Raw genomic sequence first — 23,690 nt, forward strand, 5'->3', positions numbered from 1 at the left:
CCTCTCATCGACCGAATGCACCCGGCAGCACGTCGCGATAGCTCGGTATGCCGGCGATCGATTCGGCGGCCAGCACGCCGCCCAGCACCGCTTGCGCCAAGCAATCGGCGGCGGCGATGCCCACCTCGGTGACAAGCCGGGTCTCTGGGGAGAAGGCGGCGGGCACCGGTTTCGGACTGGTGTCCGCGCCTACCTCGACCGCCCCGGTGGCCAGCACGAACACCGTGTCACCGTCGACCGGCGTGTGCGCCGGCCGGATACTGCGGGCGAGGCCGTCGTGGGCGGCGATCGCCACCCGCCGACATGCCGCCGGGCTCAGGGCGGCGTCGGTGGCCACCACCGCGATGACGGTGTTGAGCGGGTTGTCCACCGGATCCGATGGGGACGGCAACTGGGCGAGCGCCTCGATCTGCTCGGCCGGCGGCGGCCGCAGCCCGAACTGCCGGGTGAGGTCCGCCATCCACGGCAGCCCGGTGGTCCGGTCGACGACCTCGCCGGCGGAGTTCACCACGGCCACCGCCCCGACGGTCACGCCGGACGGAAGCGCCCTCGACGCGGTTCCGACTCCGCCCTTGAGCGCCCCGGCGCGCGCCCCCACCCCGGCGCCGACGGTCCCGACGCCCATCGCCGCGCCGGCTTCGCCGTCTTGCGAGGCGGCCTCGCACGCCGCGTAACCGAACTCCGCCGTCGGGCGGCACTCCCATCCCCCGACCGGCAGATCGAAGATCACCGCGCCCGGCACGATCGGCACCACGCCGCCGTCCATCGCCACACCGCGCTCGCGTTCTTCCAGGAAGCGCATGGCGCCGTCGGCGGCGGCCAGCCCGTAGGCACTGCCCCCGGCGAGCAACACCGCGTCCACGAACCGCACGGTGTTGGCGGGATCCAAGAGATCGGTCTCCCGGGTGCCGGGCGCTCCGCCGCGGCAATCCACCGCGCCGACGGTGCCGGGCGGGGTGAGCACGACGGTGACGCCGCAAGCCCAGCCGGCGCCCAGGGACGCGTCGGGATCCAGACGTTGGTAGTGGCCGACGCGGATGCCCGCGACGTCGGTGATGGCGTTCATCGGTCGCGGGGCCCCATCAGCACCAGGACCAGGTACTCCTGCAACACCGTCAGCCACTGGTACACGTCGAAGTGCACGGCCAGGGGATGGTCGGCGGGCAGGCGCTCCGGACCCTCCGGCCCGACCTCGAGCATGACTCCCAGGGTCAACCGGATGTCGTTGACCGCCGCGATCCATGCGTTCGCGTCGTCCTCGGTCAGCTCGAAGCGGCCGCCATCGTCGGGAACCGTGCTCAGCAATCGGTGTGCGGCAACGCGTTTGGCGTTGACGATGTCGGGCTCGTGCAGGCTGCGCAACGCGGCGTTCAGGCTGTCCGCGGAATCGGGCGGCGCGGTGTCCTCGTCGTGATACCTGTAGAAGTCGGGCAGCAGCCGGCGCAGCGTGGGATCTTTCGGGGGATCGGCATTGCCCGTCTTGATCCCGGTGATCTCCTCGAGTTCGTCTGCGGGCGAAGACGATTCACGCTCGTCGAGCAGGCCGATCATCGCGGTGGCCAAGTTCTTGAGCAGGGCGGCCTCGTGCGATGCCAGGGACGACCGAAAGCGAGGGCCGCTAGCGGTTTCGACCCGCTTCCATTTGCGCACAGGAAATCGCCAGCGCCTCGAGGTTCAGCGGTCCTGCTGCATCGTCGCCCAAAGACCGGCGGCGTGCAGCTTGGACACATCGGCTTCCATGGACTCACGACTGCCGGCGGACACCACGGCCTTTCCCTCGTTGTGCACCTGCAACATCAGCTTGGTGGCGTGCGGCTCGCTGTAGCCGAACAACTTCTGGAACACATAGGTCACATAGGTCATCAGATTGACCGGGTCGTCCCAGACGATCGTGACCCACGGGCTCGCCGTGGCCTCTACCGGTGCGGACTCTCGTTGTCCTGTAGTGCCCGGCTTAGTGGGCGCTGACATAACAACCATGGCGTACACGATACCGAGGGGTGCACGACGTTTCCGAGCCCCAATGGCAGCCGATACCGTTATGGAATGAACGACCCGGTCGTCACTGGGCTGCTGACCGACAAATACGAGCTGACGATGTTGGCCGCGGCGCTGCGAGACGGCACCGCGGATCGACGGACCACCTTCGAGCTTTTCGCCCGCCGGCTTCCCGACGGCCGCCGCTACGGCGTGGTCGCGGGAACCGGCCGGCTGCTCGAGGCGCTGCCGCAATTCAGCTTCGATGACCAGGCGTGCCAGTCGCTGGCACAGTTCCTCGACCCGGATACGTTGCGGTACTTACGCGAATTCCGATTCGGCGGTGACATCGACGGCTACGCCGAAGGCGAACTGTACTTCCCCGGATCCCCCGTCCTGTCGGTGACCGGGACGTTCGCCGAATGCGTGGTGCTCGAGACGCTGGCGCTGTCGATTTTCAATCACGACACCGCGGTCGCGTCGGCCGCGGCGCGGATGGTGAGCGCGGCCAGGGGACGCCCGCTGATCGAGATGGGGTCACGACGAACCCACGAACAGGCCGCCATCGCCGCGGCCCGCGCCGCGTATCTGGCCGGTTTCGCGGCGTCGTCCAATCTCGAGGCGCAGCGCTGCTACGGGGTACCCGCCGAGGGCACCGCCGCGCACGCGTTCACCATGCTGCATGCTCGCGCCGACTCCCCCACGGAATCCACCGAATTGGCGGCATTTCGGGCACAGGTCGACGCGCTCGGGGTTAACACCACCCTGCTGGTGGACACCTATGACGTGACGACCGGTGTCGCCAATGCGGTGGCCGCCGCCGGTACCGGCTTGGGCGCGGTGCGCATCGACTCCGGCGAGCTGGGCGTGCTGGCCCGGCAGGTGCGTGAACAGCTCGACGAGCTGGGAGCGACCGGGACCCGCATCGTCGTCTCCGGCGACCTCGACGAGTACTCCATCGCGGCCTTGGCCGCCGAGCCGGTGGACAGTTACGGCGTGGGCACGTCGCTGGTGACGGGCTCGGGCGCCCCGACGGCGAACATGGTGTACAAACTCGTCGAGGTGGACGGATTGCCGGTGCAAAAGCGCAGCAGCCACAAGGGATCCCAGGGCGGGCGCAAGGAGGCGCTGCGCCTATCGCGCGATTCCGGCATCGTCACCGAGGAGGTGGTGTATCCGGCCGGTCACCGGCCCGTCGTCTCCGAACCGGCTCGGGTGCTGACCATCCCGCTGGTCCGCGGTGGCGAACTGGTGTCCAAACCGAACCTCGCCGCGGCGCGCGAGCTGGTAACTTCCGGGCTGCGCACTCTGCCGTGGGAGGGATTGAACTTGTCGCACGGCGATCCCGCGATCACGACGACACAGATTCCCGCCCCCGAACAGCGAAGAGGGTAGCCACGTCCGACGTTTCCGTATCCGAGCTGCTGGCTACCGCGGTGGCCGCGCTCGGTGGCAGTGAGCGCAGCGGCCAGCAGGAGATGGCCGCCGCGGTGGCGCGCGCTTTCGACACCGACGAGCACCTGGTGGTGCAGGCCGGCACCGGCACCGGCAAGTCGCTCGCGTATCTGGTGCCCGCGATCGTCCACGCGATCGACGACGAGTCCCCCGTCGTCGTGTCCACGGCGACGATCGCTCTGCAGCGCCAGCTGGTCGACCGCGATCTGCCCAGGCTGGTCGACGCGCTGGCCGCTGCGCTGCCGCGCCGTCCGCAGTTCGCTTTACTCAAAGGCAGGCGAAACTATCTGTGCCTGAACAAGATTCACAATGGCGGGGCAGCCGACGGTGAAGAGGGCGACGACCGGCCGCAGGAGGAACTGTTCAACCCGATGGCGGTCAGCGCGCTGGGCCGCGACGTCCAGCGCCTCACCGAATGGGCGTCGAGCACCGAATCCGGTGATCGCGATGACCTCAAACCCGGCGTCGGAGACCGATCCTGGTCGCAGGTCAGCGTTTCCGCGCGGGAATGCCTCGGCGTGGCGCGCTGCCCGTTCGGCGCCGAGTGCTTCTCCGAGCGGGCGCGCAGCCGGGCCGGGCGCGCCGACGTCGTGGTCACCAACCACGCGCTGCTGGCCATCGACGCCGTGGCCGAATCGGCGGTGCTGCCCGAGCATGCGCTGCTGGTCGTCGACGAAGCGCACGAGCTGGTCGATCGGGTGACATCGGTGGCCACCGCGGAGCTGACGTCGGCCTCCCTCGGCGTGGCCGCCCGGCGCATCGCCCGCCTGGTGGAGCCGGAGTTGATCCAGCGGCTGGAGGCGGCGACGGCGAACTTCGCCTCGATCATCCACGACGGCACGCCGGGCCGCATCGACCGCCTCGACGACGAGCTGGCGACCTACCTGACCGCGCTGCGCGACGTGGCGAGCGTGGCGCGCTCGGCGATCGACACCACCAACGACCCCAAGGCGGCGTCGGCGCGCGCGGAAGCCGTTGCGGCACTGAGCGAGATCTCGGACACCGCGTCGCGCGTGCTGGGATCGTTCGGTCCGGCCATCCCCGACCGCACCGACGTGGTGTGGCTCGAGCACGAAGAGATCAGGGGTTCCTCGCGCCCGGTGTTGCGCGTGGCGCCGCTGTCGGTCGCCGGGCTGCTGCGGTCGCGGGTGTTCTCGCGTTCGACCGTGGTGCTGACGTCGGCGACGCTGACCATCGGCGGCTCGTTCGACGCCATGGCCGCGGCCTGGGGACTGACGGCCGAGGAAGGCGACGACGCGCGCTGGCGCGGCGTCGACGTGGGCTCGCCGTTCCAGCACGCCAAGGCCGGAATCCTGTACGTGGCCGCGCACCTGCCGCCACCGGGACGCGACGGCACCGGCTCTGCCGAGCAGCTGAACGAAATCGCCGAGCTGATCGCCGCGGCTGACGGACGCACGCTGGGGTTGTTCTCGTCGATGCGGGCGGCCCGGGCGGCGGCCGAGGCCATGCGCGGGCGGCTGTCGACGCCGGTGCTGTGTCAGGGCGACGACAGCACCTCGGCGCTCGTCGAGCAGTTCAGCGCCGACCCGCAGACGTCGCTGTTCGGCACGCTGTCGCTGTGGCAGGGCGTCGATGTGCCCGGGCCGTCGCTGTCATTGGTGCTGATCGACCGCATCCCGTTCCCCCGGCCCGACGACCCCCTGCTGGGTGCGCGGCAGCGCGCGGTCGCCGCGCGCGGCGGCAATGGTTTCATGGCCGTCGCCGCCAACCACGCGGCACTGCTGCTGGCGCAGGGCTCGGGGCGGTTGTTGCGGCGCGTCAGCGATCGCGGCGTGGTTGCTGTGCTCGACTCCCGCATGGTCACCGCCGGCTACGGCGGCTACCTGCGGGCCTCGTTGCCACCGTTTTGGCAGACCACCAACGGCGACCAGGTGCGCCAGGCGCTGCAGCGGCTGCGCACCGCGGCGCCTTCGGAAGAGGGCCTGTCGGCCTGACCGACCCGGCTATCGCGCCAGCGTGACCAGGCCAAGCTCGGTGCTGGCCGCCAGCATCGGGTTGTGCGGCAGCACGCGCACGGTGTAGCCGACCGATCCCGCCAGCGGCAGCGGCGTCGTCGTGGAGAAGACCTGGTTGCCGCCCTCGGCGGTACCCGCGTAGGACATCTCGACGGTGATCGGCTCCAGCAGGGCATCGCTGGCGTCGACCCGGCCCACCAGCGCCTGGACCGTGACCTCGTCGGTCGCCAACCCGGCCAGCGCGACGGTGGCGGTCAGGGTCAGCTTCGAGCCGAGCACCGGACTGTCCGGCAGGCCGGTGCTGTCGACATCGGTGATGACGATCTTGGGCCAGGCCTCCTGGGCGCGCCGGCGGTAGGCGGCCAGCTCACGGGCCGCGCCGAACTCGCCGCCGCCCGCCGCGTCTTCGGCACCGTCGGCCGGTGCGATCGTCTTGCGCAGCGACTGTGCGGCCGGGGTGTAGTACTGCTCGACGTAGTCGCGCACCATGCGGGACGCCAACACCTTTGGTCCGAGCGTCTGCACGGTGTGGCGCACCATCTCGATCCAGCGCGGCGGCACGCCGTGTTCGTCGCGCTCGTAGAACTTCGGTGCGACGGCTTCTTCCAGCAGTGTGTAGAGCCCACTGGACTCCAGGTCGTCGCGCCGGTTCTCGTCGGTCACGCCATCGGCAGACGGTATCTCCCAACCGTTTTCGCCGTCGTACCATTCGTCCCACCAGCCGTCGCGGATGGACAGGTTCAGGCCGCCGTTGAGTGCGCTCTTCATTCCCGAAGTGCCGCAAGCCTCCAACGGTCGCAAGGGGTTGTTCAACCACACGTCGCAGCCCCAGTAGAGCAGCCGCGCCATGGACATGTCGTAATCGGGCAGAAAAGCGATGCGGTGGCGCACCTCTGGCCGGTCGGCAAAGCGCACCACCTGCTGGATCAGCGCCTTGCCGCCGTCGTCGGCGGGGTGCGACTTCCCCGCGACGATCAGCTGAATGGGCCGCTCCTGGTCGAGCAGCAGGTGTTCCAGCCGATGCGGATCACGCAGCATCAGCGTCAGCCGCTTATACGTCGGCACCCGCCGAGCGAAACCGATGGTCAGCACCTCTGGATCGAATGCCGTTGCGATCCAACCCAATTCGGCGTCCGAGGCGCCACGTTCCAGCCATGACCGACGGAGCCGCTGCCGGACGTCGTCGACCAGGAGGGATCGCAGCTGCGAGCGGATCCACCACAGGTGGCCCGCGTCGACCTGCTTGAGGCGCAGCCAGACCCCCGGATCGCTGAACGAATCCGAACCGGCCAGCTCGCGGCCCAGCTGCAGCCACTGCGGCGCCGCCCAGGTGCGGGCGTGAACTCCGTTGGTAATCGAGCCGATCGGCACCTCGCTCGCGTCGAAACCGGGCCACAGTTCGTTGAACATGGACCGGCTCACCCGTCCGTGCAGCGACGACACCCCGTTGGCGCGCTGGGCCAGCCGTAGGCCCATGTGCGCCATGTTGAATTTGGTGGGGTCGTCCTCGGCGCCGAGCGCCAGGATGCGAGCCGTCGGCACACCCGGCAGCAGCACCGGCGAGGCGTCAGACGTCGCGGCCTTACCGGCGGGTTCGGCTTCGTCGCCCGCGTGGTCGTCGAAGTACAACCGCACCATGTCGATGGGGAACCGGTCGATCCCGGCGGGCACGGGCGTATGCGTGGTGAACACCGTGCTAGAGCGCACCACCGTCAGCGCGGTGTCGAAGTCCAGCCCGGAGCCGGTCATCAGTTCGCGGATGCGTTCCGCTCCGAGGAAGCCCGCGTGGCCCTCGTTCATGTGGAACACCTCGGGCGCGGGCAGTCCGTGAATGTCGGTGAAGGCACGGATCGCCCGCACCCCGCCGATGCCCGCCAGGATCTCCTGCCTCATCCGATGTTCTTGATCACCGCCATACAGGCGATCGGTGACGCCGCGCAGATCGTGCTCGTTCTCCGGGACGTCGGAATCCAGCAACAGCAACGGAACCCTGCCCACTTGAGCGACCCAGATCCGGGCGTGCAGCTGTGCGGAGTCCGGCAGCATCAACTCAACCAGCGCGGGTTCGCCGGTCGCATCGGTCAGCAGCCGCAGTGGCAGGCCTTGCGGGTCCAACGACGGGTAGGTCTCGTTCTGCCAGCCGTCGGCCGTCAGCGACTGACGGAAGTATCCGGAGCGGTAGTAAAGGCCCACCGCTACCAGCGGGACACCCAGATCGGACGCGGACTTCAGGTGGTCGCCGGCGAGGATGCCCAAACCGCCGGAGTAGTTGGGCAACACTTCGGCGATGCCGAACTCCATCGAGAAGTAGGCAATCGCGGCCGGCATTTCGGCGCTGCGCTCCTGCTGTTGCTGGTACCACAGCGGGCGACTCAGGTAATCGTTCAAATCGGCGGTCAACGCATCGAGCCGGCCCAGGAACGCCTCGTCGAGCGCCAACTCGTCGAGCCGCGCCGGCTTCACCGCGCCCAGCAACGCGACTGGATCGCTGCTGCACCGCTCCCACAGCTCGGGGTCGATAGTCGCGAAAAGCTCTTGGGTGGGCTTGTCCCACGACCATCGCAGGTTGGTCGACAGCTGGTCCAGCGCGGTCAAACGCTCCGGAAGGTGAGCACGGACGGTAAACCGGCGGAGGGCTTTCACGCGTTAATACCTTACTGAGGTTCTGCGCCGCCGCACGGCGGACAGGATCGCTTTCCTCGCCGGTGTGTGACCGGAGACTAGGGTGGGTATCGGGTAGTTACCGGGGTCGCAACGATGCCTCCCCGCACAGAAAGTTCCCCACGACAGGAAGTTTCCCGACGAGCGGCAATCCGCACGGAACACATCGCGGGGGTTGGCCGCACACAATCGGAACGGAGTGCTGGTGCCCGGTCGTGTCGAGATCGATAACGTCCAACCGGTCGTTTCCTGTGGCGCGTATCCCGCGAAAGCAGTGGTCGGCGAAGTCGTACCGGTCAGCGCCGCGGTATGGCGCGAGGGTCACGAGGCCGTCGCGGCCACCTTGGTGGTGCGCTACCTCGGCACCGGCTATCCGCAGGTAACCGAGACCCGCCGGATCAAGGCGGTTCAGGCGCCGGCAAAGCCGGTCACGGAACGCGACGGCAAGGTCAATCAGCAACGGATCAAGCCGCTGTCGCTGCCGATGACGATGGGTCTCGAGCCCTATGTCTTTCATGGTCAGTTCACCCCCGACCAGGTCGGTTTGTGGACGTTCCGGGTCGACGGGTGGGGCGACCCGATTCATTCGTGGCGACACGGGCTGATCGCCAAACTGGACGCGGGTCAAGGCGAAACCGAACTGTCCAACGATCTGTTGGTCGGCGCCGGGTTGTTCGAGCGCGCGGCCACGGGCGTGCCCCGCCCGCTGCGCGAACCGCTGCTGACCGCCGCGACTGCGCTGCGCAAGCCCGGTGATCCAGTCACCCGCACCGCGCTGGCGCTGGGACCGGAGATCGAAGAGATTCTGGCCGACTACCCGCTGCGCGATCTGGTGACCCGCGGCGAACAGCACGGCGTGTGGGTGGACCGGCCGCTGGCGCGGTTCGGCTCCTGGTACGAGATGTTTCCCCGCTCGACCGGCGGATGGGATGCCGACGGCAACCCGGTGCACGGCACCTTCGCCACCGCCGCCGCCCAGCTTCCGCGCATCGCGGCAATGGGATTCGACGTCGTCTACCTGCCGCCGATCCACCCGATCGGCAAGGTACATCGCAAGGGGCGCAACAACTCCCCGACCGCCGCAGCCGGCGATGTGGGTTCTCCCTGGGCGATTGGCAGCGACGAGGGCGGCCATGACGCCATCCATCCGGACCTGGGCACCATCGAGAACTTCGACGCGTTCGTCGCCGCGACGCGCGAGCTGGGCATGGAGGTGGCGCTGGACCTCGCCCTGCAATGCGCGCCGGACCATCCGTGGGCGCGTGACCACCGCAACTGGTTCACCGAATTGCCCGACGGCACCATCGCTTACGCGGAAAACCCGCCCAAGAAGTACCAGGACATCTATCCGATCAACTTCGACAACGACCCGGCCGGCCTCTACGACGAGGTGCTGCGCGTGGTCCGGTATTGGATCGACCACGGCGTCAAGTTCTTTCGCGTCGACAACCCGCACACCAAGCCGCCGGATTTCTGGGCCTGGCTGATCGCCACGGTCAAGGCCGCCGATCCCGACGTCCTGTTCTTGTCCGAGGCGTTCACGCCACCGGCGCGGCAGTACGGTCTGGCGAAATTGGGGTTCACCCAGTCTTACAGCTACTTCACCTGGCGCACGGCGAAGTGGGAATTGACCGAATTCGGCAACGACATCGCCAGCCTCGCCGACTTTCGCCGCCCCAACCTGTTCGTCAACACCCCCGACATCTTGCACGCCGTCTTGCAGCACAACGGGCCCGGAATGTTCGCCATCCGTGCGGTGCTGGCTGCCACCATGGGGCCGGCTTGGGGCGTGTATTCGGGTTACGAACTGTTCGAGCACCGCGCGGTGCGGGAGGGCAGCGAGGAGTACCTGGACTCCGAGAAGTACGAGTTGCGGCCCCGTGATTTCGCGGGCGCCCTCGCCGAGGGACGATCGCTCGAGCCATTCATCACACAGCTCAACGCAATTCGCCGACTTCATCCCGCCCTGCAGCAACTGCGCACCATCCATTTCCACGGCGTGGACAACGACGCGATGCTGGCCTACTCGAAGTTCGACCCGGCGACCGGCGACTGTGTGCTGGTGGTCGTGACGCTCAACGCGTACGGAGCCGAGGAAGCGACCCTGTTTTTAGACATGGCCGCTTTGGGTATGGAGCCCTACGAGCGGTTTTGGGTGCGCGACGAGATCACCGGCCAGGAATTCCAATGGGGGCAGGCTAATTACGTTCGCATCGACCCCGGTCAGGCCGTCGCGCACATCATCAATATGCCGCTCATACCGCATGACGCACGCATGACCCTGATACGCAGGCGATGAAACGGACCGGAGGTGAAAGGGATATGAGCCAAGCCGACCAACTCGCTCGGACACACTTGGCGCCCGATCCGGCCGACCTGTCGCGCCTGGTCGCCGGCACACACCACAACCCGCACAGCATTCTTGGCGCTCACGAATACGGCGATCACACCGTCATCCGGGCGTACCGGCCGCATGCGGCCGAAGTCGTCGCGCTGGTCGGTGACGACCGATTCCCGATGCAGCACATCGATTCCGGCCTTTTCGCCGTGGTCTTGCCGTTCGTCAACCTGATCGACTATCGGCTGCAGATCACCTATGAAGGTGCCGAGCCGTACGTCGTCGCGGACGCGTACCGCTTTCTGCCGACTTTGGGCGAGGTCGACCTTCACTTGTTCGGGGAGGGACGCCACGAGCGGCTCTGGGAAGTCCTTGGCGCACATCCCCGCTCATTCACCACGGCCGACGGCGTCGTCACCGGCGTGTCGTTCGCGGTGTGGGCGCCCAACGCCAAAGGTGTCACTCTGATCGGTGAGTTCAACGGCTGGACCGGCACCGAAGCCCCGATGCGGGTGCTGGGGTCATCGGGCGTCTGGGAGTTGTTCTGGCCCGGGTTCCCGCTCGAGGGGCTGTACAAGTTCCGCGTACACGGCGCCGACGGCGTGGCGACCGACCGCGCCGACCCGATGGCATTCGCCACCGAGGTGCCGCCGCACACCGCATCGCGGGTCACCCGCAGCCAGTACACCTGGGAGGACGCCGACTGGATGACGGCACGCGCGCAGCGCAACCCGGTGTTCGAGCCGATGAGCACTTATGAGGTCCACCTGGGTTCCTGGCGTCCCGGCCTGAACTATCGGCAGTTGGCCCGTGAGCTCACCGATTACGTGGTGGAGCACGGGTTCACCCACGTCGAGCTGCTGCCGGTCGCCGAGCACCCCTTCGCGGGATCGTGGGGCTACCAGGTGACGTCGTATTACGCTCCGACGTCGCGCTTCGGGACACCGGACGAGTTCCGGGCGCTGGTCGACGCATTGCACCAGGCCGGCATCGGCGTGCTGGTGGACTGGGTGCCGGCCCACTTCCCCAAGGATGCCTGGGCGCTGGGCCGCTTCGACGGCACGCCGCTGTATGAGCACTCCGATCCCAAGCGGGGCGAGCAACTCGATTGGGGCACTTACGTATTCGACTTCGGTCGACGGGAGGTCCGCAACTTCCTGGTGGCCAACGCACTGTTCTGGCTCGAAGAGTTCCACGTCGACGGCCTGCGGGTGGACGCGGTCGCCTCGATGCTCTACCTGGATTACTCGCGCCCGGAAGGCGGTTGGACCCCCAACATCTACGGCGGACGGGAGAACCTCGAGGCCGTGCAGTTCCTGCAGGAGATGAACGCTACGGTGCACAAGACCGCCCCGGGCATCGTCACCATCGCCGAAGAGTCGACTTCGTGGCCGGGGGTCACCCGCCCGACAAACCTTGGCGGTCTGGGCTTCTCGATGAAGTGGAACATGGGTTGGATGCACGACACGCTCGACTACATCAGTCGCGATCCGATCTACCGCAGCTTCCACCACCACGAGATGACGTTCTCGATGCTGTACGCGTTCAGCGAGAACTATGTGCTGCCTATCAGCCATGACGAGGTGGTCCACGGCAAGGGCACCCTGTGGGGCCGGATGCCGGGCAACAACCACGTCAAGGCGGCCGGGCTGCGCAGCCTGCTCGCCTACCAGTGGGCGCACCCGGGCAAGCAATTGCTGTTCATGGGACAGGAATTCGGTCAGCGCGCCGAGTGGTCGGAGGAGCGCGGCCTGGATTGGTGGCAGCTCGACGAGCAAGGGTTCTCCAACGGGATCCTGCGCCTGATCGGCGACATCAACGGCGTCTACCGCAGTCACCCGGCGTTGTGGAGCCAGGACACCGTGCCCGACGGATACTCCTGGATCGACGCCAACGACTCGGGTAACAACGTGTTGAGCTTCCTGCGTTACGGCAAGAACGGCTCGGTGATGGCGTGCGTGTTCAACTTCGCGGGCGCCGAGCACGGCGGATACCGGCTGGGTCTGCCACAGGCGGGGCGCTGGCGCGAGGTGCTCAACACCGACGCGACGGTCTACAACGGTTCGGGTATCGGCAATATGGGCGGCGTCGACGCTACGGAAGACCCGTGGCATGGCCGGCCCGCCTCGGCGCTGTTGGTGCTACCGCCCACCTCGGCGCTGTGGCTGGAACCCGAGTAACGGTCGCGTCAGTACAGCGCGTTGGCGAGGTTACGCCGGCCGGCGACAACCTCTGGATCGGCGGGGTCGAAGATCTCGAACAGCTCGACCAGCCGGGTGCGCACCAGGGTGCGATCGTCGCCGGATGTGGTGCGCACCAAGGCAATCAGACGGTCGAAGGCGCCTGCGACATCCTGATTCAAGATCTGCACGTCGGCCGCGGCCAGGGCGGCTTGGATGTCGCCGGGCGCGGCGTCGGCAGCCGCGACGGCATCCGGGGGTTGCGCCGTTGCGCGCGTGAGGAATTCGATCTGGCGGATCGCACCCTTGGCTTCGGCGTTGGCGGGGTTGGCGTCCAGTATCGACTGATACGACGTCTTGGCCGCTTCGAAGTCGCCGTCTTCCAGTTGCTGACGGGCCGCGGCCAGCTCCGGATCGACGGCCTCCGTCTCACCGGGACCCGTTGAGCCTCTGAGCTTTCCGGCGGTCGCCGAGAGAATCTGGTCCAACCAGCCGCGCAACTGCTCCGTCGGCTGCATTCCCTGGAAACTCGATATCGGCTGACCGGCGGCCAGGGCCACGACGGTGGGGACCGCGTCGACGCCGAATATTTGCGCGACCCTCGGCGCGACGTCGACGTTGACCGTCGTCAGCGACCACCTGCCGTTGTCCTGCGCGGCCAGGCCGGCGAAGGTGTCGAGCAGCTGCACGCACGCGTCGCTGCGCGGTGACCACAGCAGCACCACGACGGGGACTTCCTCGGAGCGGAGCAGCACCTCGGCCTCGAAGTTGGCCTCGGTGACCGCGATGATTCCGGTGTCGCCCTCGCCGGCCGACGGCGCCGCCCCCGCGGGAGGGCCGCCCGCCGGCTGGGGCCGTTGCTTGAGACCGGAGAGATCGACCGCACCAGCCAGGGCGGGGCCGATAGAGGGTCGCGGACGCGTCACGCCGTCAAGTTTGTCATGCGCCCGGGCTGCCCATCCACCCGGTCGCGACCGCGTCAGGCGGCGCCACGACCGGGCGAAAAGGGCCCCGGGCGGGGTCGTCAACAGCAAATATGACGAAGATCACAATTATTCATCGGCGCGTCGTCCCAGCAACGTCCGATAAGCCCCTGACTGCGGCTAGCCCGCGCGCAGAATCAAGGCGTCGCCCTGCCCGCCGGCCCCGCACAGCGCGGCGACGGCGTACCCGGACCCGCGTCGGGACAGCTCCAGCGCGGCGTGCAGCGTGATCCGCGCCCCAGACATCCCGATGGGGTGCCCGACGGCGATCGCGCCGCCGTTGACGTTGACGAGGTCGGGGTTCACGCCCAGTTCGCGGGTCGACGCCAGCGCCACCGCGGAGAACGCCTCGTTGATCTCTATGACATCGAGCTGGTCCACCGAGATGCCCTCACGGCCGATCGCCTTCTTGATCGCGTTCGCCGGCTGCGACTGCAGGGTGGAGTCCGGTCCGGCCACCACGCCGTGCGCGCCGATCTCGGCCAGCCAGGTCAGGCCCAACTCTTGGGCCTTGGCCTTGCTCATCACCACCACCGCGGCCGCGCCATCGGAGATCTGCGAGGCCGAACCGGCGGTGATGGTGCCGTCGCGGCGGAATGCCGGCTTGAGGCCGGCCAGCGACTCGGCGGTGGTGTTGGCCCGGATGCCCTCATCCTCGGTGAACTGCAGCGGATCACCTTTGCGCTGCGGGATGTTGACCGGCACCACCTCGTCGGTGAAGACGCCGTCCTTCCATGCCGCGGCTGCCTTCTGGTGGGACCGCGCAGCGAACTCGTCCTGCTCCTGCCGGGTGAATTCGTCGACGTCGTTGCGCTGCTCGGTGAGCGCCCCCATCGGCTGGTCGGTGAACACGTCGTGCAGGCCGTCGTAGGCCATGTGGTCCAGCACCGTCACGTCGCCGTACTTGTAGCCCGAGCGGCTGTCCATCAGCAGGTGCGGCGCCTTGGTCATCGACTCCTGGCCGCCGGCCACCACCACGTCGAACTCCCCGGCGCGAATGAGCTGGTCAGCCAGCGCGATGGAGTCAATACCGGACAGACACATCTTGTTGATGGTCAGCGCCGGAACATCCCACCCGATACCGGCCGCCACGGCCGCCTGGCGCGCCGGCATCTGACCGGCCCCGGCCGTGAGCACCTGGCCCATGATCACGTAGTCGACTGCGGAGGCCGGAACCTTGGCCTTTTCCAGTGCGCCCGCGATCGCGATCGCCCCCAGATCGCTGGCGGAAAAGTCCTTCAGCGAACCCATCAACTTTCCGATGGGTGTCCGGGCTCCAGCAACGATCACCGACGTCGTCATGACTATCTCCTAAGGCCTGCTAGGCGCTCCCTCGATGGCCGTTTCGGCCTCCCGGAGAAGCGCAATCTTTGCCGTCAGGTTACCGTTATGTGATGACGACCGATCAAGTTGACGCCCGTCAGATCCTGGCCACCTCACTGGTGACGGCGATCGATCACGTCGGCATCGCAGTCGCCGACCTGGACGCCGCAATCACCTGGTACCACGACACCCTCGGCATGATCCTGGTGCACGAGGAAGTCAACGAGGAGCAGGGAATCCGCGAAGCCATGCTGGCCGTGCGCGGCGCCCCGGCGGGCACCGCGCAAATCCAGTTGATGGCCCCGATCGACGAGTCCTCGACGATCGCGAAGTTCCTCGACAAGCGCGGGCCGGGCATCCAGCAGATGGCCGTTCGGGTCAGCGACCTCGACACCCTCGCCGAACAGCTCCGCGAGCAGGGCGTGCGCCTGATCTACGACGCACCCCGGCGCGGCACGGCAAACTCCCGGATGAACTTCATCCACCCCAAGGACGGCGGCGGCGTTCTCATCGAACTCGTCGAACCGGGCGCCTGAAACCGGCTTTTCACGACCACTTCCTGGTTGGACCGCGCGTAGCGCGGTGCGCCCAGCACGGCGTGTGCCAATGGCGGCGGTCCTCGACTTGACCGGGGCCTGCCCCGAGTGTCGAATCGATCGGCCATACCACCAGATGTGCTGAGCCGGAGCGTATTTCGTGGTCGCAACCGGGGCACCTGTACGTTTTGACCGCACGGGCCGCCGCGACGGGACGCACTTCGTACTCGTGGCCGTCGGGCCCGAGTTCCACCCGCCGCGGCGCCGGCGGCGGCGCCAACGGCCGCTGCCGACGTGGCGGGGTACGGCGCCGAGCCATGGGCGCAGTCTAGTGCGAGCCGTCAAAACAGCCGGTACTCGTCACTGTCCATCCCGCGCATCTTGTCGTAATCCAATGTCAGACAACGGATTCCGCGATCGGTGGCCAGTGTGCGGGCCTGCGGCTTGATCTGTTGGGCGGCGAACACGCCTTTCACCGGCGCGAGCACCGAGTCGCGGTTGAGCAGCTCCAGATAGCGAGTGAGCTGTTCGACGCCGTCGATCTCGCCGCGACGCTTGATCTCCACCGCCACCGAGCCACCGCGTTCGTCACGGCAGAGCAGATCGACCGGGCCGATGGCCGTCATGTACTCGCGGCGAACCAGCGTGTACCCCTCGCCCAGCAGTTGCACGTGCTCGGCGAGCAGCGCCTGCAGGTGCGCCTCGACGCCGTCCTTGACCAGCCCCGGATCGACGCCGAGCTCGTGGCTGGAATCGTGTTCGATCTCCTCGACGGTGATGCGCAACTGTTCGCCCGCCTTGTTTTCGACCACCCACACCGGGGCCCGATCGCCGGTCTCTTCGGTCAGCCAGCACGGCGGGCTCATCCAATTCAATGGCTTGTAGGCGCGGTCGTCGGCGTGCACACTGACCGATCCATCGGCCTTGAACAGCAGCAACCTGCGGGCGGAAGGCAGATGCGCGGTGAGCCTGCCGACATAGTCAACCGTGCATTGAGCGATCACTAGACGCACCCGACTCACCTTAGAGCCTGGCCGACGAATTAGGCTGACGCCACCATGTTGGCCAGTCAGACGATGGCACGACGTATAGGGCGGGTGCTAGAGAGAGTCACCCGTCAGAGCGGACGTCTGCCGGAAACACCTGCATACGGGTCATTCCTACTCGGGCGGGTCTCGGAGAGCCAACACCGCCGCCGCATCCGCATTCAGGTCATCCTGACCGTGCTGGTGCTGGGCGCAAACCTGATCGGCATCGGCGCCGCGCTGCTGTTGGTGACGGTCGCCATTCCCGCACCGAGCGTGTTCAACGACGCGCCCTGGTGGGTCACCTTCGGCGCCGCGCCTGCCTATGTCGCACTGGCCCTGACCATAGGCGTCTACTGGATCACTCGCCGGACCGTGCTCGCATTGCGGTGGGCGATCGAGGAGCGCGCGCCGACCCCTGAGGACGAGCGCAACACGTTCATCGCCCCGTGGCGAATCGCATTGGTCGACCTCGTTTTGTGGGGCGTCGGGGCGGTAGTGCTCACAGTCCTCTACGGCCTGGTCAACACCTTGTTCATCCCGCGGTTCCTGGTGGGGGTTGGCTTCTGCGGGGTTCTGGTGGCCACCGGGAGCTATCTGCTCGCCGAGTTCGCGCTGCGGCCGGTGGCCGCCCAGGCGCTCGAGGCGGGGCCGCCGCCACGGCGACTGACGGCCGGCATCATGGGCCGGACCATGACGGTGTGGTTCCTCGGGTCGGGTGTGCCGGTCATCGGCATCGTCGTCCTGACCGCCTTCCAGCTCCTGATGAAAAACTTGACCGAGACCGAGTTCGCGGTCGCTGTGCTGATGGTGTCGTTTGCGACGCTGATCTTCGGATGCATCTTGATGTGGATCCTGGCGTGGCTGACGGCGACACCGGTGCGCGTCGTCATGGCGGCGTTGCGGCGCGTCGAGCGGGGAAACCTCCGCGGCGATCTGGTGGTGTTCGACGGAACGGAACTCGGTGAGCTGCAACGCGGTTTCAACGCGATGGTCGATGGCTTGCGCGAACGCGAGCGCGTGCGCGATCTTTTCGGCCGGCATGTCGGACGCGAAGTCGCCCTGGCCGCCGAACGCGAGCGGCCGAAGCTCGGCGGCGAGGAACGCCACGTCGCTGTCGTATTCATCGACATCATCGGCTCCACGCAGCTGGTGACGAACAGCCCACCGGCCGAAGTCGTCAGTGTGCTCAACCAATTCTTCGCCATTGTCGTCGAAGAGGTGGATCGACATTGCGGACTGGTCAACAAGTTTGAAGGCGATGCGTCGCTGGCCATCTTCGGAGCACCGAACCGCCTCGACAGCCCGGAGGACGCGGCGCTCGCCGCCGCCCGCTGCATCACCGAGCGGCTGGCCAATGAAATGTCCGAGCTGTCGGCCGGCATCGGTGTGGCGGCGGGTCGCGCCGTCGCCGGAAACGTCGGCGCCAGGGAGCGTTTCGAATACACCGTGATCGGTGAACCGGTCAACGAAGCGGCCCGGCTGTGCGAGCTTGCCAAGTCACACTCGAGCCGACTTCTCGCGACGGCCGACGCGATCGAGGGCGCAAGCGAAAACGAGCGGGCGCGTTGGTCGTTGGGCGACACCGTGACCCTGCGCGGGCATGAGCGTCCCACTCAGCTGGCGTCGCCCGTCGACCCATGAATATTCAATGCGTCGGTCACCGCGACTAAGACCGGCTACCTGGAATGGCGACTCGGCTTGTCCCAGCTTCCACGACGATGTCGCTTTTCCGCCAGTTTTGTCGGCGCGCGGGTGTAAATCTGGAAACGTGCACGACGATTTCGAACGCTGCTACCGCGCCGTCCAGTCCAAGGACGCCCGGTTCGACGGATGGTTCGTCACCGCGGTGCTGACCACCCGCATCTACTGCCGGCCCAGCTGCCCGGTGCGGCCACCGTTCGCGCGTAACGTGCGGTTTTACCCGACGGCGGCGGCCGCTCAGCGAGCGGGCTTTCGAGCATGCAAGCGGTGCCGCCCTGACGCGTCCCCGGGTTCTCCCGAGTGGAATGTGCGCGGTGACGTCGTGGCGCGAACGATGCGGCTGATCGCCGACGGGACGGTGGACCGCGAAGGTGTCGGCGGTCTGGCCGCCCATCTCGGTTACACCACCCGGCAGCTGGAGCGGCTGCTACAGGCCGAGGTCGGGGCCGGCCCGCTCGCCCTGGCCCGCGCCCAACGGGCTCAGACCGCCCGGGTGCTGATCGAAACCACGGACCTGCCCTTCGGCGATGTCGCCTTCGCCTCCGGCTTTTCCAGCATCCGTCAGTTCAACGACACCGTGCGGTCCGTCTTCGAGAACACACCGCGCGCGCTGCGCCAGCGCGCGACCACACGCTCCGGCTCGAGCCCAAAATCCCCTGGCACCGTGTGTCTTCGGCTTCCGGTGCGCACACCCTTCGCCTATGGCGGTGTCTTCGGTCACCTGGCCGCGAGCACGGTCCCCGGTTGCGAGGAAGTCCGCGATGGCGCCTACCGACGCAGTCTGCGCCTTCCGTTCGGCAACGCAATCGTCACCCTGACACCCGCCGACGATCATGTCCGGTGCGTGCTCGTACTCGACGACTTTCGGGATCTGACAACGGCTATCGCGCGCTGCCGGCGGCTGCTGGACCTCGACGCCGATCCGGACGCGGTCGACGAAGCGCTGAGCGACGACGCGGAATTCTGCGCCGTCGTCGCCAAGGCGCCGGGCCAGCGGATCCCGCGCACGGTCGACGAAGCCGAACTGGCGGTGCGCGCGGTGCTGGGCCAGCAGGTGTCCACCAAGGCAGCGCGCACTCACGCGGGCCGACTGGTCGCCGCCTACGGGCAGCCGATCAATGATCCCGAGAAAACGTTGACCCACATCTTCCCATCGGTCGAGCAACTCGCGGACATCGACCCCATCCATCTGGCGGTGCCCAAGGCCCGGCAACGGACGCTGAGCGCTCTGGTCGCCGGCCTCGCCGCCGGAAGTGTCGAGTTGGGTGCCGGATGCGACTGGGAAAGCGCCCGAACACAATTGCTGGCCTTACCGGGTGTCGGTCCCTGGACCGCGGAAGTGATCGCGATGCGCGGCCTGGGCGACCCCGACGCATTCCCGGCCAGCGATCTGGGCCTGCGCCTGGCCGCCAAACAGCTGGGTCTGCCGTCCGCCGAACGCTCGCTCGTCGCGCGCAGTGCGCGGTGGCGACCCTGGCGTTCCTATGCCACCCAATACCTTTGGACCACTCTCGAGCATCCGGTAAATCAATGGCCGCCACAGGAGGTCGCATGATCGAGTACCGCATTATCGACAGCCCGATCGGACTGCTGACCCTGGCTGGTCGCGGCTCGGTGCTGACGAATCTTCGCATGGTCGACCAGACCTACGAGCCGAGCCGCACGGACTGGTCGCCGAACCCGCAGGCGTTCGGCGAGGCGGTCGAGCAACTCGGCGCGTATTTCGCCGGCGAGCTGACGCATTTCGATGTTCAGCTCGACCTGCGGGGCACCGAATTTCAGCGTCGCGTATGGCAGGCCCTGCTGACCATTCCGTACGGCGAAACCCGCTCGTACGGTGAAATCGCCGAGCAGATCGCGGCACCGGGCGCCGCCCGTGCCGTCGGGTTGGCCAACGGGCACAATCCGATCGCCATCGTCGTTCCCTGCCATCGCGTCATCGGCGCCAACGGCAGCCTCACCGGATTCGGCGGTGGGCTCGGCCGAAAGCGCACGTTGCTCGAATTAGAAAAGCAACGGGAGAATATGACGCTATTCGATTGATTGCGAATGCAAAAACACCCCCGTTTCCGGGGGTGTTTTTGTGTATGTTCGGCGGTGTCCTACTTTTCCACCCGTATGGGCAGTATCATCGGCGCTGACAGGCTTAGCTTCCGGGTTCGGAATGGGACCGGGCGTTTCCCTGTCGCTGTGGCCGCCGTAACTCTATTTAAATTTGTTTGGTGGGGGGTGTGGCGTTACACGACATTGCTGCCGTGAACTGGACTGTGGTTGCGATTGTGTGTTGGTAAGTTTTCGGCCGGTTAGTGCCAGTTCCCTGCACCCATTACTGGGCTTCCAGGTCTGGCCTATCGAACCCGTAGTCTGCGGGGGGCCTTATCCCTCTAAAAGGGTGAGAAACCTGATCTTGGAGAAGGTTTCCCGCTTAGATGCTTTCAGCGGTTATCCTGTCCGAACGTGGCTATCCAGCCGTGCCCCTGGTGGGACAACTGGTATACCAGAGGTTCGTCCGTCCCGGTCCTCTCGTACTAGGGACAGGTTTCCTCAAGTTTCTGACGCGCGCGGCGGATAGAGACCGAACTGTCTCACGACGTTCTAAACCCAGCTCGCGTGCCGCTTTAATGGGCGAACAGCCCAACCCTTGGGACCTGCTCCAGCCCCAGGATGCGACGAGCCGACATCGAGGTGCCAAACCATCCCGTCGATATGGACTCTTGGGGAAGATCAGCCTGTTATCCCCGGGGTACCTTTTATCCGTTGAGCGACACCCCTTCCACTCAGAGGTGCCGGATCACTAGTCCCGACTTTCGTCCCTGCTTGACTTGTAGGTCTCGCAGTCAAGCTCCCTTGTGCACTTACACTCAACACCTGATTGCCGTCCAGGTTGAGGGAACCTTTGGGCGCCTCCGTTACATTTTAGGAGGCAACCGCCCCAGTTAAACTACCCGCCAGGCACTGTCCGTGAACCCGATAAGGGTTCGACGTTAGGTGTCCAATACGATCAGAGTGGTATTTCAACAACGACTCCATACAAACTGGCGTCTGTACTTCAAAGTCTCCCACCTATCCTACACAAACCGTACCGAACACCAATACCAAGTTGTAGTGAAGGTCCCGGGGTCTTTTCGTCCTGCCGCGCGTAACGAGCATCTTTACTCGTAGTGCAATTTCGCCGAGTCTATGGTTGAGACAGTTGGGAAGTCGTTACGCCATTCGTGCAGGTCGGAACTTACCCGACAAGGAATTTCGCTACCTTAGGATGGTTATAGTTACCACCGCCGTTTACTGGGGCTTAAATTCTCCGCTTCACCTTACGGTTAACGGGTCCTCTTAACCTTCCAGCACCGGGCAGGCGTCAGTCCGTATACATCGTCTTGCGACTTCGCACGGACCTGTGTTTTTAGTAAACAGTCGCTACCCACTGGTTTCTGCGGCCGAATCCCGCTCCCACCGCAAGGGTGTTCACGGTATTCCGGCCCCCCTTCTCCCGAAGTTACGGGGGCATTTTGCCGAGTTCCTTAACCATAGTTATCTCGTACGCCTTGGTATTCTCTACCTGACCACCTGTGTTGGTTTGGGGTACGGGCCGTGTATGTGCTCGCTAGAGGCTTTTCTTGGCAGCAGAGGATCACCGAATTCGCCTCAATCGGCTATGCATCACCTCTCAGGATCAATGAGCGACGGATTTGCCTATCGCTCTCCCTACAGGCTTGCCCCAGTATTACCACTGACTGGTACGGCTACCTTCCTGCGTCACCCCATCGCTTGACTACTACCAGCGAAGGTCCCACGCAGCCCCGAAACTCCATGCCCCCGAAGGGGAATGGTCGATCCGGTTTTGGGTGGTTAGTACCGCTGATTCATCAGGGACGCCTATACACGGGTACGGGAATATCAACCCGTTGTCCATCGACTACGCCTGTCGGCCTCGCCTTAGGTCCCGACTCACCCTGGGCGGACTGGCCTGGCCCAGGAACCCTTGGTCTTACGGCGGGCAAGGTTCTCACTTGCCTTATCGCTACTCATGCCTGCATTCTCACTCCCCCACCCTCCACCACCGGTTACCCGGCGGCTTCGCTGAATGGGGGACGCTCCCCTACCCACATCCACGTAAACGTGAATGTGCCGCGGCTTCGGCGGTGTGCTTGAGCCCCGCTACATTATCGGCGCATAATCACTTGACCAGTGAGCTATTACGCACTCTTTCAAGGGTGGCTGCTTCTAAGCCAACCTCCTGGTTGTCTTTGCGACTACACATCCTTTTCCACTTAGCACACGCTTAGGGGCCTTAGCCGGCGATCTGGGCTGTTTCCCTCTCGACGTACGGAGCTTATCCCCCGCCGTCTCACTGCCACGCTTTACACCACGGCATTCGGAGTTTGGCTGACGTCAGTAACCTAGTAGGGCCCATCGGCCATCCAGTAGCTCTACCTCCGTGGTGAACCACGCAACGCTGCACCTAAATGCATTTCGGGGAGAACCAGCTATCACGGAGTTTGATTGGCCTTTCACCCCTACCCACAGCTCATCCCCTCAGTCTTCAACCTAAGTGGGTTCGGGCCTCCACGCGGTCTTACCCGCGCTTCACCCTGGCCATGGGTAGATCACTCCGCTTCGGGTCCAGAACACGCCACTACACCCCAAAGGGGATGCGCCCTATTCAGACTCGCTTTCGCTGCGGCTACCCCGCACGGGTTAACCTCGCGACGTGTCCCTGACTCGCAGGCTCATTCTTCAAAAGGCACGCCATCACCCCACGAGGAGGCTTTGACGGATTGTAGGCACACGGTTTCAGGTACTATTTCACTCCCCTCCCGGGGTACTTTTCACCATTCCCTCACGGTACTAATCCGCTATCGGTCATCGAGAAGTATTTAGGCTTACCGGGTGGTCCCGGCAGATTCACAGCAGATTCCACGGGCCCGCTGCTACTCGGGAACTGATACAAGGTAGGTGACGGGTTTTCGCGTACCGGGCTCTCACCGTCTACGGCAGGCCATCCCAGGCCATTTCTGCTAACCACGACACTTTCTGACTACCCCTCAGCCAGGTAGAGCTGAGACATATCACTCCCACAACACCGCGCACACAACCCCTACCCGGTTATACATGCGTGCGGTTTAGCCTGTTCCGCGTTCGCTCGCCACTACTGACGGAATCACAATTGTTTTCTTCTCCTACGGGTACTGAGATGTTTCACTTCCCCGCGTTACCTCCCGCACCCTATATATTCAGATACGGGTAACACGACATCACTCGTGCTGGGTTTCCCCATTCGGAAATCCTCGGATCAATGCTCGGTTGACAGCTCCCCGAGGCATATCGCAGCCTCCCACGTCCTTCATCGGCTCTCGATGCCAAGGCATCCACCATGCGCCCTTAAACACTTACTTACACACAAGAGTTAATCAAAGAAATTACACATTTCGATGAACACGCCGGCCCCGAAGGACTACGCGTTCATCTAGATGCTCGCAACCACTATCCAATACTCAAACACCACACCCCACCACCAAGATGGAGGGACTCCAC

General features: G+C 65.7%; 16 protein-coding genes and 2 rRNA genes. 8 read left to right on the forward strand and 10 right to left on the reverse strand.

Annotated features, from left to right (window positions below; translation table 11 throughout):
* Positions 1-4: 4 nt before the first annotated feature.
* The 3 genes from AC5Y4T_RS15705 to clpS are packed head-to-tail and all read right to left on the reverse strand — an operon-like array spanning position 5 to position 1,980.
* The gene (locus AC5Y4T_RS15705; RefSeq protein ID WP_499954241.1) at positions 5-1,066 is read right to left on the reverse strand and encodes a P1 family peptidase; all 1,062 of its coding nucleotides are present in this window, start codon (positions 1,064-1,066) and stop codon (positions 5-7) included.
* Entirely contained in the window at positions 1,063-1,650 is a 588-nt protein-coding gene (gene aosR, locus AC5Y4T_RS15710; protein ID WP_499921323.1) for an oxidative stress transcriptional regulator AosR, read from the reverse strand. The genes AC5Y4T_RS15705 and aosR overlap by 4 nt, the downstream gene beginning before the upstream one ends.
* A 24-nt stretch (positions 1,651-1,674) precedes the next feature.
* A complete protein-coding gene (gene clpS / locus AC5Y4T_RS15715) occupies positions 1,675-1,980 on the reverse strand; it encodes an ATP-dependent Clp protease adapter ClpS (RefSeq protein WP_067127731.1) in 306 nt (101 codons plus the stop codon).
* A gap of 66 nt (positions 1,981-2,046) precedes the next feature.
* On the opposite strand from clpS, the gene AC5Y4T_RS15720 reads away from it, so the two are divergent.
* Together AC5Y4T_RS15720 and AC5Y4T_RS15725 are read left to right on the forward strand one after the other, a co-directional pair.
* Entirely contained in the window at positions 2,047-3,372 is a 1,326-nt protein-coding gene (locus tag AC5Y4T_RS15720; RefSeq protein WP_499954243.1) for a nicotinate phosphoribosyltransferase, read from the forward strand.
* Positions 3,373-3,398: 26 nt separating this feature from the next.
* Positions 3,399-5,387 carry an ATP-dependent DNA helicase gene (locus tag AC5Y4T_RS15725; protein WP_499921400.1) on the forward strand — a complete coding sequence of 663 codons (1,989 nt, stop codon included), beginning with the start codon at positions 3,399-3,401 and terminating at the stop codon, positions 5,385-5,387.
* Positions 5,388-5,396: 9 nt separating this feature from the next.
* Here the strand turns inward: AC5Y4T_RS15725 and glgP are convergent, their stop codons facing one another.
* Positions 5,397-8,051, reverse strand: a complete 2,655-nt coding sequence (gene glgP / locus AC5Y4T_RS15730; RefSeq protein ID WP_499954245.1) for an alpha-glucan family phosphorylase — start codon at positions 8,049-8,051, stop codon at positions 5,397-5,399.
* Positions 8,052-8,274: 223 nt separating this feature from the next.
* Between glgP and AC5Y4T_RS15735 the strand changes: the two genes are divergently transcribed.
* Positions 8,275-10,368 (forward strand): alpha-1,4-glucan--maltose-1-phosphate maltosyltransferase, encoded by a 2,094-nt coding sequence (locus AC5Y4T_RS15735; protein ID WP_499921318.1) that lies wholly within the window; start codon positions 8,275-8,277, stop codon positions 10,366-10,368.
* 23 nt (positions 10,369-10,391) lie between these two features.
* Complete coding sequence (glgB, locus tag AC5Y4T_RS15740) at positions 10,392-12,587, forward strand: 1,4-alpha-glucan branching protein GlgB (RefSeq protein WP_499921316.1); 2,196 nt, start codon at positions 10,392-10,394, stop codon at positions 12,585-12,587.
* Between the two features lie 8 nt (positions 12,588-12,595).
* On the opposite strand, the gene AC5Y4T_RS15745 is transcribed toward glgB, so the two are convergent.
* Together AC5Y4T_RS15745 and AC5Y4T_RS15750 are read right to left on the reverse strand one after the other, a co-directional pair.
* A complete protein-coding gene (locus AC5Y4T_RS15745) occupies positions 12,596-13,513 on the reverse strand; it encodes a co-chaperone YbbN (RefSeq protein ID WP_499921314.1) in 918 nt (305 codons plus the stop codon).
* Positions 13,514-13,690: 177 nt separating this feature from the next.
* A complete protein-coding gene (locus AC5Y4T_RS15750; RefSeq protein WP_499921312.1) occupies positions 13,691-14,872 on the reverse strand; it encodes an acetyl-CoA C-acetyltransferase in 1,182 nt (393 codons plus the stop codon).
* A gap of 89 nt (positions 14,873-14,961) precedes the next feature.
* On the opposite strand from AC5Y4T_RS15750, the gene mce reads away from it, so the two are divergent.
* A complete protein-coding gene (mce, locus tag AC5Y4T_RS15755) occupies positions 14,962-15,429 on the forward strand; it encodes a methylmalonyl-CoA epimerase (RefSeq protein WP_499921310.1) in 468 nt (155 codons plus the stop codon).
* A 10-nt stretch (positions 15,430-15,439) separates the two neighbouring features.
* Here mce and AC5Y4T_RS15760 read toward each other — a convergent pair whose 3' ends face one another.
* Both AC5Y4T_RS15760 and nucS read right to left on the reverse strand, forming a co-directional pair.
* Complete coding sequence (locus tag AC5Y4T_RS15760) at positions 15,440-15,748, reverse strand: Rv1322 family protein (protein ID WP_499921308.1); 309 nt, start codon at positions 15,746-15,748, stop codon at positions 15,440-15,442.
* A gap of 22 nt (positions 15,749-15,770) precedes the next feature.
* On the reverse strand, positions 15,771-16,442 hold the full coding sequence (gene nucS / locus AC5Y4T_RS15765; RefSeq protein ID WP_499921306.1) for an endonuclease NucS: 672 nt from the start codon (positions 16,440-16,442) through the stop codon (positions 15,771-15,773).
* Between the two features lie 45 nt (positions 16,443-16,487).
* Here nucS and AC5Y4T_RS15770 point away from each other — a divergent pair, with 45 nt between their 5' ends.
* The 3 genes from AC5Y4T_RS15770 (at position 16,488) to AC5Y4T_RS15780 (ending at position 20,201) form a co-directional block, all read left to right on the forward strand.
* Positions 16,488-18,098, forward strand: a complete 1,611-nt coding sequence (locus tag AC5Y4T_RS15770) for an adenylate/guanylate cyclase domain-containing protein (RefSeq protein WP_499921304.1) — start codon at positions 16,488-16,490, stop codon at positions 18,096-18,098.
* Between the two features lie 127 nt (positions 18,099-18,225).
* Complete coding sequence (locus tag AC5Y4T_RS15775; protein WP_499954247.1) at positions 18,226-19,713, forward strand: AlkA N-terminal domain-containing protein; 1,488 nt, start codon at positions 18,226-18,228, stop codon at positions 19,711-19,713.
* On the forward strand, positions 19,710-20,201 hold the full coding sequence (locus tag AC5Y4T_RS15780) for a methylated-DNA--[protein]-cysteine S-methyltransferase (RefSeq protein ID WP_499921301.1): 492 nt from the start codon (positions 19,710-19,712) through the stop codon (positions 20,199-20,201). Before AC5Y4T_RS15775 ends, AC5Y4T_RS15780 begins: the two co-directional genes overlap by 4 nt.
* Before the next feature lie 46 nt (positions 20,202-20,247).
* Here the strand turns inward: AC5Y4T_RS15780 and rrf are convergent.
* Together rrf and AC5Y4T_RS15790 are read right to left on the reverse strand one after the other, a co-directional pair.
* Positions 20,248-20,360, reverse strand: a 5S ribosomal RNA gene (rrf, locus tag AC5Y4T_RS15785).
* Positions 20,361-20,441: 81 nt separating this feature from the next.
* Positions 20,442-23,551 (reverse strand): 23S ribosomal RNA (locus AC5Y4T_RS15790).
* Between the last annotated feature and the right edge of the window lie 139 nt (positions 23,552-23,690).

Source organism: Mycobacterium sp. NGS11 (assembly GCF_059813315.1).